The 14762-nt window shown below is 67.6% G+C and carries 7 protein-coding genes; 5 read left to right on the top strand and 2 right to left on the bottom strand.

Annotated features, from left to right (window positions below; all coding sequences use genetic code 11):
• Positions 1 to 19: 19 nt before the first annotated feature.
• Positions 20 to 1654, bottom strand: coding sequence for a DUF5597 domain-containing protein (locus tag AC2YHA_RS05910; RefSeq protein WP_487400728.1), 1635 nt, complete (start codon positions 1652 to 1654; stop codon positions 20 to 22).
• Positions 1651 to 3801, bottom strand: coding sequence for a WD40/YVTN/BNR-like repeat-containing protein (locus tag AC2YHA_RS05905; protein WP_487400727.1), 2151 nt, complete (start codon positions 3799 to 3801; stop codon positions 1651 to 1653). Before AC2YHA_RS05905 ends, AC2YHA_RS05910 begins: the two co-directional genes overlap by 4 nt.
• A gap of 423 nt (positions 3802 to 4224) precedes the next feature.
• Between AC2YHA_RS05905 and AC2YHA_RS05900 the strand changes: the two genes are divergently transcribed.
• The 5 genes from AC2YHA_RS05900 to AC2YHA_RS05880 all read left to right on the top strand — a co-directional run bounded on the left by AC2YHA_RS05900 (position 4225) and on the right by AC2YHA_RS05880 (position 14729).
• Entirely contained in the window at positions 4225 to 6555 is a 2331-nt protein-coding gene (locus AC2YHA_RS05900; protein ID WP_487400726.1) for a glycoside hydrolase family 31 protein, read from the top strand.
• Positions 6556 to 6943: 388 nt separating this feature from the next.
• Positions 6944 to 9937 carry a TonB-dependent receptor gene (locus AC2YHA_RS05895; RefSeq protein ID WP_487400725.1) on the top strand — a complete coding sequence of 998 codons (2994 nt, stop codon included), beginning with the start codon at positions 6944 to 6946 and terminating at the stop codon, positions 9935 to 9937.
• A 69-nt stretch (positions 9938 to 10006) separates the two neighbouring features.
• Positions 10007 to 11560, top strand: a complete 1554-nt coding sequence (locus AC2YHA_RS05890) for a tryptophan halogenase family protein (RefSeq protein WP_487400724.1) — start codon at positions 10007 to 10009, stop codon at positions 11558 to 11560.
• A complete protein-coding gene (locus tag AC2YHA_RS05885) occupies positions 11557 to 13098 on the top strand; it encodes a tryptophan halogenase family protein (RefSeq protein WP_487400723.1) in 1542 nt (513 codons plus the stop codon). The genes AC2YHA_RS05890 and AC2YHA_RS05885 overlap by 4 nt, the downstream gene beginning before the upstream one ends.
• A complete protein-coding gene (locus tag AC2YHA_RS05880) occupies positions 13095 to 14729 on the top strand; it encodes a DUF5597 domain-containing protein (RefSeq protein WP_487400722.1) in 1635 nt (544 codons plus the stop codon). The genes AC2YHA_RS05885 and AC2YHA_RS05880 overlap by 4 nt, the downstream gene beginning before the upstream one ends.
• The last annotated feature ends 33 nt before the right edge of the window (positions 14730 to 14762 follow it).

The following is a 14762-nucleotide window of genomic DNA, read 5'->3' as shown; positions in this document are numbered from 1 at the left end:
ACGCAATGGCGGTGGGCGTTCAGCGGTAGCGCCCCATCGTCACCTTGAGCACCTGGGGCCGGTCGAGCAGGTTGATCCCGTAATCGGTCTGGTCGCCGTTCCAGACCCGGCTCGCGACCCAGCGCCCCCGGTCGAAGCGCCCTTCCTCGACGCTGACCACCATGGCGTTCGGCGCGGTGCCCGGCGAGGCGGCGAAGCTGACCCGGACATGGTCGCCCACCACCAGGAACTCGTCGTCGGACAGCTGCGCGACCGCGACGCCGCCGACCGGTTCGGTCGCCCAGGATGGCGGCTCCGACTTGAGCCAGGTCCAGTCCTTCTGCCCGAACTGCCATTCGCCCCAGTTCGCAGTGACGGTCCAAGCGCCCATGGTGGCCGACTGCGGCGCGCTGTCGTCGGGCTTGAATGTGCCCCAGGTCGGCCGCTCCGCCGCGATCCGCGCCCAGTCGCGCATGATCGAGGACAGCGCGGCATAGGGCAGCGCGAAGGCGTCCAGCGTCGCCTCGTCGAGCTGCTTCGCGCCGAGCGGGTAGTTGTAATAGCCGGTGCCGTCGAAGCCGAACGGCGCGAAGCCGATCGCGCCGCGGCCGATCGCGCCGTAGAAGAAGCGCGCGAACTCCCGTGCGTTGCCGATCTCCGGGACCATCAGCGCGTTGTCGGGCCGCGCATATTTGTCGAGATACTGGACGACGTTGCCGCTCGCGCGGTCGTAGATGTCGGGGGCGCCGAAATCGATCGCGGGCGCCGCCGCCTTCCAGATGTCGAGCACGTCCTGCTGCGGCCCGCCGCTGGCGACACCGGCCGGGTCGGGCACGTTGGACGGCCCGGCCAGCGCCGCGTTGACGTACATTGGCAGCGGCTTCACCGCCTTGCCGGCCGCCGCGATCTCGTTGACGTAGGCGGCGACATGCCAGGTGTTGAACGCGCGGTCGGCCTGCGCGCCGAACGCCTGGGTCCAGGTCCCGGCCTTGCCGATCCGCTTGGCCAGTGCCGGCGGGATCGGCTGCGCGAAAAGGCGGTCCGCGGCGGCGCTGTAGTCGCGCGGCAGGCGATAGCTGCCGACCTCGTTCTCCGGCTGCACCATGATCACGGTGTTCTGCGGATCGTGGTCGCGCAGATACTCCATGACCTTGACGAAGGCGCGCTTGTCCGCCTCCAGGGTCGTGCGGGCGAGCGGCGTATGGACATAATGGTCCTTGCCGGCGCGGTCCTTCATGCGGGGGAAGCGCTTGTTGTCGAGCTTGGCCCAGGCCGGCATGTAGCCTGGCGCGGTGTTCTTCCAGGTGCCGAACCAGAGCAGCACGACGCGCTTGTCGTGGGCGCGCGCCTGGTCGAGCAAATTCTGCAGGAAGGAGAGGTCGAACCGCCCCTCCTCCGGCTCGACCTGCTGCCAGGCGATCGGGACCTCCACCGTGTTGGCGTGGATGCGGTCGAGCAGCGGCCAAGCGGTGCTCAGCGGCTCGGGATAGTTGCTGGAGTTGTTGACCTGCGCGCCGAGGATCAGGAACGGCGCCCCGTCGACGAGCAGCGCGTGACGGCCGCCCCGTGTGACGAGCTGGGGGATCGGGGTGGCCTCCGCAGACTGCGCGGCTGCGGGCTCGGCGAGGGCGAGGCCCAGCGCCAGCGAAAGGGTTAGCAGCTTGTTGATCGTCATTGTCCTTTCCTCCCGATCGGATCGCCGTAGATGACCCCGCGCCCGTCGGTGCCGATGTAGACCCGCCCGAACCGGCGCGGGTCGCCGGAGATCACGCGAAAGCGCAGGCCCCATTGGTGGCGGTCATCGTTGATCCGCTGCCAGCGGCTGCCGCCGTCGAGCGAACGCCAGATCGCGTAGAGCCCACCCCGCCGGCCGATCGCGTAGATCGCCGGCAGGTCGCTGCCGGGCGCGGGATGGCCGAGCCCGTAATAGGCGCAGTCGAGGCCGATCCCCGTCCGCGTCCAATGCTCGCCCGCATCGACCGAGCGGTAGAGGTCGCCGCCGACCCGCAGCCAGAGCCTGCCCGCAGCGCCCGGTGTCGCGACCAGCGGGTTCTGCGCCTCGCGCCAGGTGACGCGCGCGCCCGAGAGGTCGGCGGGCAGTCCCTCGCCCCGGACGGCGTGGAAACTGCGGCCGCCGTCGTCGCTGCGCAGCATCCGGTTGGCGGCGAAATCGATCGCGTAGAAGCGCCGCGCATCGGCCTTGTCGGCGGTGACGCGGGTGCGGCTCGGCAGACCCTCGATCGCTTGCCAGGTGCGGCCGCGATCGGCGGTCAGCAGCGGCCGGTCGGTTTCCACGACGAAGGTCGCGCCGTCGGCCGAGACGGTGATCGCCGCATCGCCGGTCTGCTCGGGGCTGGGGCTGCCGTCGGCGCGAGGCTGCGAGGGCGGCGTGGCCAGCGGCGTCCAGCTCGTCCCGCCGTCGGCGGACCAGGCCAGCGACGGGCCCGGCACGATCGGCGAGTGCGTGCTGCCGCTGCGCACCATGACTGCCGGCGCGAGCCCGGCATAATCGAGCGTGTTGGTGTTGGTGAGATAGGGATTGCGGTGCACGTGCGGCGGCGAGACCGTGAGGTCGTCGTGGCGGAATCCCGCGATGTCGCCGAAGCCCGAGACGAGCGGTGCGCCGCCGGTCGGGCTCGTCAGCGTGATGATCGCGGTCTGCTCGATACCCCTCGTCCACGGCCGCCACAGCATTGTCCCGCGGCCGCCGAAGCCATGCGTCGCATAGAGCGTCGCGCCGGTGACATAGGCGGCATGACTGTCGTCGAACGGATCGATCGCCAGCCCCGCGATCCAGTGTCCGAAATCGGCCTTGTCGTCGAGATCGAGGAACGGCGTCGCCCGGACGTCGCGCTCGCTGCGGCGCCACAGCTCGTCCCAATGCTCCCCCGCGTCGGTCGAGCGCCAGACGGTGTCGATCGGCTTGTAGCGGTTGACCGTGCTGACCGCGATCACCCTCGGGTCCCGCGCCGAGACCGCTACCCCCATGTAGCCGCCCGGCGGTGCACCGGCACCGCGCTCGGGCGTCACGTCGGCCCAGCGATCGGCGGCGGGGGCGTAGCGCCAGACGGCGCCGCGCGTGATGCCGGTCGGCCCGATGCCGTTCGAATAGGTGATGGTGAGGACACCGTCGCGGCCGATGACGCCCTTGACCGGTAGCAGGTCGTCTGGCGGGCCACCGGCGATCGGAGTCCAGCGGACGCCGCCGTCGTCGGAGCGGAACAGGTGCGTGCCGCCGCGATCAGCGCTCGCGACGAACAGGCGTCCGCGGTGGGCGGGGTCGAACAGCACGAACGAGAGTCCGCCATTGGTCGCGCGGCGCTCGGCTGGTTTGCCGAGGCCCGGTCGCGGGAAGCTCGCCACTCGCTCCCAGCGCGCTCCCGAATCGTCGCTGCGCCACAATCCATCGTGCCGCGATCCGAAGAACAAGGTCTCGTGCCGATGCGGGTCGATCGCCAGCCGCTCGCCGAGGCCGCGCCCGTCCTCGTTGCCGCCCATCGCGAAGGGCACGGGCACGATCCGCCAATGCGGGCCGCGATCCGCGGAGCGGAAGATCGCCGCCTCGCCGCGCTTGCTCATCCCCGCTGCGAGATAGACGATGTCGGGATCGACGGGATCGGGGGCGATGCTCTCGATCCCCATGTAGCTCGAGATTGCCTGATCGTCCTGGAGGGGGATCCAGCGCTCGGCCCTGGCATCCCAGCGATAGGCGCCACCCATGTCGGTGCGGAGGTAAGCCAATCCTCGTTCGACCGGACTGAAGACGATCCCGGGCGCAAAGCCGCCGCCGCCCACCGCCGCGTTGCGCCAGTTGTAGGGCACCGATTCGACCGGTTCCGACGAGGCTTGGACGGCTGTGACGGCTAGCAGGATTCCCGCACCCAGTGCCAGGACGGATCGCCATTTGAAGGGATGACCGACCTCTCGCCTCTCCTCACCGTCACCCCGGACTTGTTCCGGGGCCCACCGGGAGGCAAGGACCGGACAAGAGGATTGAGCGCAGCCCCTGAGGCTCGGTGGACCCCGGAACAAGTCCGGGGTGACGGTTGGAAAACGGGCTAGGGAAGACCTTCCCCAAAAGTCGATCAGACACAAGGCAAACCGCCCCTTCATCGCCTCTCCCTCTCCCGGTGCCCGCCGCGCCTTGACGGTGCGCGGACAGGTAGGATAGCGCTAACACATCGAAAGAGGAAAGGGGCGTTGCGACCAAAGTCGCGCTCCGGCGATCCGACTAGGGGAGATGTCATGACGTTGCGCCGCATTCTTGTCGCCAGCACGATCCTGGCGATCGCCAGCCCTGCCGCAGCGCAGTCGCTGGGCACGGTCGATCGCAACGGCAGCATCGTCGCGGTCGAGCCTTATGCGCCCAACATCGTGCATGTGACGATCGCGCTCGACCCCAAGGAGGTCGCGGCGGGCGCGGGCTATGGCATCAGCGCGAAGCCAGACGCGGGCGGGTGGACCCATCGCGCCGATGCCGAGGGCGACACCTACAGCTCGCCGGCATTGTCGGTCACGGTCGCAGCGCAGCCCTGGCCCAAGCCGCCCACGCAGATGGAGCGCTATTTCGCGCCGTCGCTCCCGCCCGTCTCGATCGTGATCCGCGGCGCCGACGGGCGCGAGGTCACCCGCATGGGGGGCTGGGAGATGGCGCCGCACAAGGTGAACGGCGAGGCGACCTTCCGCGTCGGCGCGAGCTTCGGCGATACCCCCGGCACGCACTATTACGGCCTCGGCCAGAACCAGGAGGGCATCCTCGACCTGCGCGGGCGCACGATCGATTGCCGCCACTATTACGACGCCCCGGCCGGCGAGACCGTGTGCGTCCCGTTCCTGGTGACGGACAAGGGCTATGGGATCGTGTGGGACAACCCGTCGGTGACCACCGTTTCCCCCGGCCTGCACAACCGCACGCATTTCCAGTCGGAGGTGGGAGAGCGTGTCTCCTTCTTCGTCATCACCGGCAAGTCCGCCGACGATCTCTATGCCGGCTACGCCAAGCTGACCGGCGCGACGCCGCTGCCGCCCAAGGCGGCGTTCGGGCTCATCCAGTCGAAGGCGCGCTACGAGAGCCAGGCCGAGCTGCTCGGCATCGCGGACGGGTATCGCAAGCGCGGCTATCCGCTCGACGTGATGGTGCTCGACTGGTTCTCCTGGACGCGGATGGGGCAGCTCGACATCGACCGCACTGCCTTCCCTGATCCCGCGGCGATGAACCGGCAGCTGCACGACGCCGGGATGCACTCGATCCTGTCGGTGTGGCCCCGGTTCGAGCGCGAGAGCCGCTATTACAACATGCTCGCCGCGCGCGGGTGGTTCCTCAAGGACAAGGACGGCGATCCGGTCGACGGCCTGGCGGTGCGGTCCGATCGCGCCGGTGCGCTGCTCGACAGCACCAATCCGGAGGCGCGGGGCTGGTTCTGGGGGAAGATCCGCGACAATCTGGCGAGCCAGGGCTTCGACTGGTTCTGGCTAGACGAGACCGAGCCCGACCTTGTCCCGTCCGGATATTTCTATTCGGTCGGGTCGGGCGACCGCTATTACAACCTCTATCCGCTGGTCCACACCGCGGGCGTGGCCGAGGGATCGGCGAAGGACCGGCCGGGCTTCCGCAACCTGATCCTCGCCCGCGCGGCCTATCTCGGGGCGCAGGCGTCGGGCGCGATCTTCTGGACCTCCGACGTCCAGTCCACCTGGGAGGCATTGCGGCGGCAGGTGCCCGCCAACCTCAACATGGCGGCGAGCGGCATCGCCTATACCAGCAGCGACACGGGCGGATGGCAGTGGCCGAACGGACCCGAGGCGCAGCGGCCGGTGCTGGTCGATCCGGCCGGGGCGACGGCGATGTCCCCCTCCTATCGCGACTATCCCGAGCTGTTCGTCCGCTGGTTCCAGCTCAACAGCTTCACGCCGACGCTGCGAATCCACGGGCAGCGCCCCGCCACCGCGATCTGGGAATATGGCAAGGCGGCGGAGCCGATCCTCGCCGAGTTCCTCAAGCTCAGGTATCGGCTGATGCCCTATCTCTATTCGCTCGGATACGGGACCTACCGCACCGGCGCGCCGTTCATGCGGGCGCTGTTCATGGATTTCCCCGGCGATCCCAATGTCGCGGCGATATCCGATCAATATATGTTCGGCCCGGCCTTCCTGGTCGCGCCGGTGCTCGATCAGGGCGCGACCAGCCGCCGCGTCTACCTGCCCGCCGGAACCGACTGGTACGACTGGTGGACCAACGAGCGGCATCCGGGCGGGCAGTGGATCGATGCGGCGGCGCCGATCGACCGTATCCCGCTGTTCGTCCGCGCCGGATCGATCGTGCCGCTCGGCGCCGACGTGCCGAACACCGCGGCGCGCCAGCCGCTCAGCGAGATTCGTGTCTATCCTGGGGCGGACGCGACCTTCACGATCTACGACGATGACGGCGTGACGAACGACTATCGGAAGGGCGCTGGCCGGTCCGCCGACCTCAGATGGGACGAGCGCGCGAAGCGGCTGACCGGCTCCGGCAAGCTGCCGACCGGTCAGGGCGTCGATTCGCTGGTACGGGTCATGGGAGCGGGGCGCGGCCAGTAGTTGCTCGGCAGACCTGCGGCCTTGGCCGGAAAATTCCAAGCCAGAGTCCGGACCATAGGTTAGCGTAAACACGTGCGTTGCTAATAACCTCGGCGCGGCCACCAGTTCACCGGGTGCGGCGGGCAAAAGTTCGGCTACAAATGTAGTCGATAAGTCAACGACTTCCTCAGCCCACGCCTGGAATTGCATGACAATATCGCTATTGCCAGGCGCGGGCGGTAGGAATAATAAGATCAGTGTGAGCGCTCACACACGTAGAAGGTGTGAGGCCACGCGGACAGGCCATGTCCGCATATTCGGGAGAGGGGATCGAAAGATGACATCTACGCATCGGCAGAAGGCGCGTCAGACGGTTAGGCGCGGTGTTTCACTCGCCGCTTTGGCCGCAATGGGGATCGCATCGCCGGCCTGGGCCGCCGTCTCGGACGAAGCGGCCGCGGCGAGCCAGGCTCAGACACCGCCGCAGAGTGATTCGGGTGATTCGGCGCAGAGCGACCAAAGCGCGCCTCGTGATGACATCGTTGTCACGGGACGCCGCGCGGCGCTGGAGGCTGCCGACGAGCGCAAGCGCCGGAGCGAGACCATCATCGACTCGGTCGTCGCCGACGACGCCGGCAAGCTCCCGGACAATTCGATCACCGAGGTGCTGCAGCGCGTTTCCGGCGTCACCATCGTGCGCTTCGCCGCGCTCAACGACCCCGATCACTATTCGGTCGAGGGAACGGGCATCCAGGTGCGCGGTCTGACCGGCGTCGCCTCACGGCTCAACGGCCGCGAGATCTTCAGCGCGAACAACGGGCGCTCGCTGCAGTTCGCCGACGTCACGCCGGAGCTGATGGCGGCGGTCGACGTCTACAAGGCATCGACCGCGGACCTGATCGAGGGCGGCACGGGTGGCCAGATCGACCTGCGCACCAAGGTGCCCTTCGATTACCGCGACGAGGGCTTCCACGTTGCCGCGACTGGTGACCTCAGCATGGGCGACCTCGCGCGCAAGGCCGATCCGTCGGGCTCCATCTTGGTCTCGAAGCGCTGGTCGACCCCGATCGGCGACATCGGCTTCCTCGGCGATCTGGCGTACAGCCGCCTCAGCTCCAATTCGCACTTTTTCCGCGTGGAGCCCTATTTCCGGCAGCGCATCTCGGGCGCCGACTATTATATTCCGGGCGGCTATACCTATGGCGAGGAGCAGTTCCAGCGCACTCGCACAGGCATCTACGGCGCCGTGCAGTGGGCACCATCGGATGCGCTGACCTTCACTGGCACCTTCTTTCAGTCGCGCTACAAGAACCGGTCGGGCGACTGGGGGGCGTTCGTATCGTCGCAGACGCTGGCGGTCGATCCGGCGACCAGCGAGTTCGACGAGAACAACATGTTGGTCTCGACCCCGCTGCTGTTCAATCGCGATCAATCGACGTTCCTGCCGGCTGGCCTGATCACGACCGGCGGCAACAAGGGCGCGTATGCCAGTAAGACGACCACCAAGGATTATTCGCTGAGCTTCGACTGGTCGCCGACGGATAGCCCGCTTTCGATCAAGGGCGCCATTCAGCGCGTCGATTCGAGCCAGATTTCCGACCGCATGGACGTGTTCCGTGACGTCCAGTTCCCGGCGGGCTTCGGGTTCGACCTGAGCGGCGATCTGCCGGTCGTCACCATGCCCGCGGGTTCACAGGCGAGATTCGACAATCCCGCCAGCTATTTCTGGGCGGCGTCGATGCCGCACCAGGAAGACAATAGCGGTCGGCTGGATTCGGCGAACCTCGATCTCGAGTACAAGTTCGAGGACAGCTTCTTCAAATCGATCAAGGTCGGCGGCCGCGCGGCCAAGCGGACCGAGCGCGACTTCAACAACGGCTATAACTGGGCGGCGCTGGGCCGCGGCTGGAATGGCGATCCGCAGCTGACCTATGCGAACGCCGCACCGGGCGACGTCGAGCTCCACGTCTTCAAGAACTTCTTCCATGGCCAGGCGGCGCTGCCGGCGAACCTGATGTTCCCGACCGACGCGCTCGTCCGCCGCTTCGACCGTGCGGAGCTGACGGCCTCGCCGCCCGCGGGTTTCTGCGGTTCGCCGCCGACCGACACGGCGCCGAATCCTCTATGGAACGACTGTTCGGCAGCCGGTCCGCTGCCGCAGACCGGCTATGGCGGCTTTGCAGGCATCCGCCCCATCGGTTTCGTGCTGCCGATCGATCGGGTGGACAACGAGACCAAGACTTACGCGGGCTATGCGCTCGTGCGGTTCGGATCCGATGCCATCCGCCTCTCGGGCAATGTCGGCGCGCGCGTCGTTCACATCAGGAACGAGGGGAGCGGCTTCGTCCAGCAGAACGCCGCAACGTTCATCCGCAACGGCCAGACGCAGACGCTCCTCAACGTGGCGGTCCCGCGCGGCGGCAAGGCGTCGTTCACCCGCGTCCTGCCGTCGATCAACTTCGACTATGCGCTGGCTGACAACGCCAAGATTCGCTTCGGCTACAACATCACGCTCGACCTGCCGACGTTCCAGGCGTTGCGCGCGTCAGGCTCGATCGGCGCGGCGACGATCGGCAATCCCGGTGGGAGCAATCTACCGAATATCTTCACCAATTTCACGGCCGACACGGGGAACCCGCTCCTCAAGCCGGCCCTGTCGAACAATTTCGACCTGTCGTTCGAATATTATCCCAGCGCCGGCACGTCGTTCCATCTGGCGCCGTTCTACAAGCGTCTGACCAACCTGCCGATCTATTCGCTGACGCAGCGTGACGTGACATTCATCTTCGCGGACGGAACCACCGAAAACGCGAGCGTCGCCGCCACCGATTATAGCAATTCGTCCAAGGCCGCGACGGTCAAGGGCGTCGAGGTCGGCGGGCGCATCTTCTTCGATATGTTGCCGGGATTGCTCAGCGGGCTCGGCTTCGAGGGCAACTACACCTACGTCGACAGCAAAAATCCTGGAGACACGTATCGCGACATTAACGGCGTGACCCACAGCGACGCGCCGCTGGTGGGGCTATCGAAGCACAACTTCAATGCCGTGCTGTTGTACGAGCGCAAGGCCGTCTCTGCCCGTATCGCCTACTCCTGGCGCTCGCGCTACCTGCAGACGACCAACAGCAACGGCACCAATCCGACCTATCAATATTATTCCGCGCCGGGCGTCTCCACGCCGGTCCAGATCGCCCTGCCGATCTACGGTGCCAACTACGGGCAGTTGGAGGCTGGCGTCAGGTTTAGGGTCACGGAGAACTTCTCGTTCAACGTCCAGGGCACCAACCTGACCAACTCGATGCAGCGCACCTTGATGGGCGGCTATCCCGGCGGCGCGCTGAAGGGACGCAGCTGGTTCCAGACCGATCGGCGCATCAGCACCGGGATCAGCCTGGCGTTCTAGGGAAAAAGGGGGCCGGCCACCGGATAGGTCCCCCTGCCGGTGGCCGGGTATCGCTGAGGCACGGGTGCGATGGCGAAACGCGTTCTGATCGTAGGCGGCGGCACCGCGGGCTGGCTGACCGCCGGCTATCTGGCCAAGCGCCTGAGCGTCGACCTGCCCGGCGGCGTCTCGATCCGGCTGGTCGAATCGCAGGCGATCGGCATCCTCGGGGTCGGGGAGGGGACCTTCCCGACCATCCGCCGGACGCTGGCCACGATCGGCGTCGACGAGGCCGAGATGGTGCGGCGGTGCGGCGCGACCTTCAAGCAGGGCGCCAAGTTCGTCCACTGGCGCCGTCCGCCCGGCGCGGGCGGTCCGGACCATTATCTTCATTCCTTCCAGGTGACGGAGGACCATAACGGGCTCGACCTGCTTCCCTATTGGCTGCTCGGCGTTGCGGGCGACCAGAACTGGGACGAGGTCAACACGCCGCAGAAGAAGGCCGCGGACGCGCATCGCGCGCCCAAGCTGCCGTCGCACCCCGACTTCATCGGGCCGCTCAACTATGCCTTCCACTTCGACGCGGTCACGCTCGCGGAGCTGTTGCGCGACCAGGGGATCGCCAACGGGGTGCAGCATCTCGTCGACACCGTCACCGAGGTGCTGGTGGACGGGGAGGGGAGCATCGCCGGCGTGCGGACCGAGGCGAACGGCCTGCTCGATGCCGACCTCTACATCGACTGCACGGGCTTTCGTGCCGAGTTGATCGGCAAGGCGCTCGGTATGCCCTACCGCTCGTGCCGCAAGGTGCTGTTCTGCGACAGCGCGATCGCGATGCAGGTGCCCTATCCGCAGCCGGATCATCCGATCGCCTCCTATACCATCTCGACCGCGCAGGAGGCCGGCTGGACCTGGGACATCGGCCTCGACAAGCGCCGCGGCACCGGCCACGTCTATTCCTCCGATCACACCGACGACGAGCAGGCGGAAGCCTTGCTGCGCGCCTACAACGGCCCGGCGGCGGAGGGGCTCGAGGTCCGCAAATTCCGTTTCGACGCCGGCTATCGCGAGACCAGCTGGCACAGGAACTGCGTCGCGATCGGCCTCTCCAGCGGCTTCTTCGAGCCGCTCGAATCGACGGGGATCATCCTGTCCGAGGTCGCGGCGGCGATGGTCGCCAATCTCTTCCCCTGGGGCGGCGACTACGAGACCTCGGCGCGCCAGTTCAACGCGATCATGCGCCGCCGCTACGAGCGCGCGCTCGACTTCATCAAGCTGCACTATTGCATCTCCGAGCGCCGCGACACCGCCTTCTGGCGCGACAATGTCGATCCTTCGACGATCCCCGACAGCCTGCTCGAGCTGCTCGACCGCTGGCGCTTCCGTCCGCCGACCGAGATCGACGTCGATGCCAACATCGACATCTTCACCGAGCCGAGCTGGCAATATGTGCTCTACGGCATGGGCTGGAAGACCGACCTCAGCGACCGCGCCGGACTCTACCGCTATCATGACGAGGCGCGCGCCGCCTTCGCAGAAGTCGCTCGCCAGGCGCAGTTCGCGATCGCCAACCTGCCCTCGAACCGCGAGCTCGTCGACTATGCCCGGACGCGCGGTTTCGGGCCGCAGGTCGCCGCCGCATGACCGGCGAGGGCCCGGCGCCGCCGATCACCCGGGTCGTCATCGTCGGCGGCGGCACGGCCGGCTGGATGACGGCGGCGGCGCTGTCGCGGCTGACTGCGGCCGGCGTGTCGGTGACTTTGGTCGAATCCGACGAGATCGGCGCGGTCGGCGTCGGCGAGGCCACTATCCCGCCGCTGCTCGATTTCAACCGTTCCCTGGGGACCGACGAGGACGCGTTCGTCCGGGCGACGCAGGCGACGTTCAAACTGGGCATCGAACTCGTCGGCTGGGGTAGGGAAAGCGATCGCTATATCCATCCCTTCGGCACGATCGGCCGCGATGCGGAGGGGGTGGAGTTCCACCAGATCTGGCTGCGCCAGTCGCGCCTGCCCGGCGCGGCCGGCGACGTCGGGCTGATCGGCGACTATTCGCTGGCGACGGTCGCGGCGCGGATGGGGAGGTTCGCCCGCCCGTCGTCCGATCCCGCAGCGGTGCTGTCGTCGCTCAGCTATGCCTTCCATTTCGACGCCGGCCTTTATGCCCGTTTCCTGCGTAGCTTCGCCGAGGATGGCGGCGTCACGCGGATCGAAGGAAAGATCGTCGCCGTCGAGCAGGATCCGGCCAACGGCTTCATCGCCGCGGTCAAGCTGGAGGACGGCCGCGCGATCGGCGGCGAGCTCTTCGTCGATTGCAGCGGCTTCCGGTCGATGCTGCTCGGCGGAACGCTGGGCGTACCCTACCGCAGCTGGCAGCACTGGCTACCGTGTGACCGCGCCATCGCCGTGCCGAGCGCGCGTGCGGGCGCGGCTCCTCCCTATACCCGCGCCACGGCGGGCAAGGCCGGATGGCGCTGGCGCATTCCGCTGCAGCATCGCGTGGGCAACGGGCATGTCTATTCGAGCGCGCATCTGAGCGACGCTGAGGCGGAGCAGGCGTTGCTCGAAGGGCTGGACGGTGCGCCGACGGCAGAGCCGCGCCAGCTGCGCTTCGTGGCTGGGCGGCGCGAGCGCCTGTGGGACCGGAACTGCGTCGCGATCGGGTTGGCCGCCGGCTTCATCGAGCCGCTGGAATCGACCAGCATCCACCTCATCCAGTCGGGCATCACCCGCCTGATGGCGCTGTTTCCCGACAGCGGCTTCGCGCAGCGCGAGATCGACGAATACAACCGCTGGCTGGTCCGCGAATATGAGCAGGTCCGCGACTTCGTCGTCCTCCACTATCACGCCACCGAGCGCGACGATTCCGATTTCTGGAACGATTGCCGGACGATGCCGATCCCTGACAGCCTGGCGGGGCGGATCGAGCTGTGGCGCGGCAAGGCGCGCATCTTCCGCGAGCAGGGCGACCTGTTCACCGAGGACAGCTGGATCGCGGTGCTGATGGGGCAGAATGTGGTTCCCCGGTCTTTCGACCCGCTGGTCCACGCGCTGCCGGTCGCGGAGAGTGCGCGCTTCCTGCAGCACCTGCGCCACGTCATCGCCCAGACCGCCGCGGCGATGCCGACGCACGAGGATTTCATCGCCCGCCATTGTGCCGCCGTAAAGCAGGAAGCCGCATGAAAGCTCGATATCGGCCGACGGGGCCGCATCCCATCCTGTGCCTGATCCTGTCGCTGCTCGCGCTGGCGGCACCGCCGGCCGAGGCGCAGGCGCAGCAGGCGCAGCCGATCCCGAAGATCGTGTCCCAGGACGGCCGTCACGCCCTCCTTGTCGACGGCAAGCCCTTCCTCATCATCGGCGCCCAGGCGCACAATTCGAGCGCCTGGCCGGGGATGCTGCCGAAGGTGTGGCCGGCGATGAAGTATCTCGGCGTCAACACGGTCGAGCTGCCCGTCTATTGGGAGCAGATCGAGCCGCAGCCCGGCCAGTTCGATTTCGGCGTGGTCGACACGCTGATCGCCGAGGCGCGGCGGAACGACGTCCGGCTGGTGCTGCTGTGGTTCGGCACCTGGAAGAACGGCAGCGCCCACTATCGCCCCGAATGGATGAAGCGCCAGCCGGAGCGCTTTCCCAACATCGTCGGCCGCGACGGCAAGCCGGTCGATTCACCCTCGCCGCACTCGAAGGAGGCGCTGGAGGCCGACATCAAGGCCTTCTCCGCCTTCATGCGGCATCTGCGCCAGGCGGACCCGCAGCGTACGGTGATCATGGTCCAGGTCCAGAACGAGCCCGGCAGCTGGGGATCGGTGCGCGACTTCTCGCCGGCCGCGGAGCGGCTGTTCCAGGCACCGGTGCCGGAGCCGCTGCTCCGCGCCATCGGCCGCACCGCCGACCGCGGAAAGAGCTGGCAGGCCGTGTTCGGCGACGACGCGGACGAGACCTTCCACGCCTGGTCCGTGGCGCACTATATCGAGCAGGTCGCCGCGGCGGGGAAAGCGATCTACCCGCTGCCGCTCTATGCCAACGCCGCGCTCAAGGACCCGCTGCAGACCGGCCGCACGCCCGGCTACGAGTTCGGCGGGCCGACCCATAACATGCTGCACATCTGGAAGGCCGCGGCGCCGTCGCTCGACGTGCTCGCACCCGACATCTACCAGCCGCCGGCGAAGGTGCTTCCGGTGATGGACCAGTATCGCCGGCCGGACAATCCGCTGTTCATCCCGGAAACGATCTCCGCCGCCCCCTATGCGCGCTTCTTCTACGCGGCGATCGCCAGGGGGGCGATCGGCTATGCCCCCTTCGGCGTCGACTATACCGTGCTCGCCGCCGATCCGCCCGGCGCGTCGCGGCTCGGCGAGGCCGACCTGCAGCAGCTGGCGATGAGCTACCGCGCCATCGGACCGATGATGCGCGAGATGGCGCAATGGGCGTTTGAAGGCAGGGTCCATGCCGCCATCGAGACCGAAGACAAGGCGCCTGCGGAAATCGCCCTGGGCCGCTGGAAGGCGAAGGTCCGGTTCGGGGTCTCTCCGCGCGGCGATCCGAAGGGGAACGATACGCCGATCGGCCGCGTGCTGGTGGCACAGCTCGGGCCGGACGAGTTCATCGTCACCGGCTTCTACGCCAAGCTGGAGTTCGAACCCGCCGGCAAGGATGCCGGCCGCCCTTGGGAGTTCCTGAGGGTGGAAGAGGGGCAGTTCGCCGACGGACGCTTCCAGCCCGTCCGCATCTGGAACGGGGACGAGACCGACTGGGGCCTCAACTTCGTCTCGGCTCCGCAGGTTCTTCGGGTGAGGCTGGCCACGCGATAGCCGGGATCGGGATCTGAAGGGCATTCGGAGGGT

This window comes from Sphingomonas sp. SRI_018 (assembly GCF_057586275.1).
This window is presented reverse-complemented; position numbering and strand designations above follow the sequence as displayed.

What these genes read in the sequence shown, in the direction of transcription:
- AC2YHA_RS05895 (WP_487400725.1), top strand. Translation starts at nt 6,944, where the DNA reads ATGGGGATCGCATCGCCGGCCTGGGCCGCCGTCTCGGACGAAGCGGCC.
- AC2YHA_RS05880 (WP_487400722.1), top strand. Translation starts at nt 13,095, where the DNA reads ATGAAAGCTCGATATCGGCCGACGGGGCCGCATCCCATCCTGTGCCTG.
- AC2YHA_RS05910 (WP_487400728.1), bottom strand. Translation starts at nt 1,654, where the DNA reads ATGACGATCAACAAGCTGCTAACCCTTTCGCTGGCGCTGGGCCTCGCC.
- AC2YHA_RS05890 (WP_487400724.1), top strand. Translation starts at nt 10,007, where the DNA reads ATGGCGAAACGCGTTCTGATCGTAGGCGGCGGCACCGCGGGCTGGCTG.
- AC2YHA_RS05885 (WP_487400723.1), top strand. Translation starts at nt 11,557, where the DNA reads ATGACCGGCGAGGGCCCGGCGCCGCCGATCACCCGGGTCGTCATCGTC.
- AC2YHA_RS05900 (WP_487400726.1), top strand. Translation starts at nt 4,225, where the DNA reads ATGACGTTGCGCCGCATTCTTGTCGCCAGCACGATCCTGGCGATCGCC.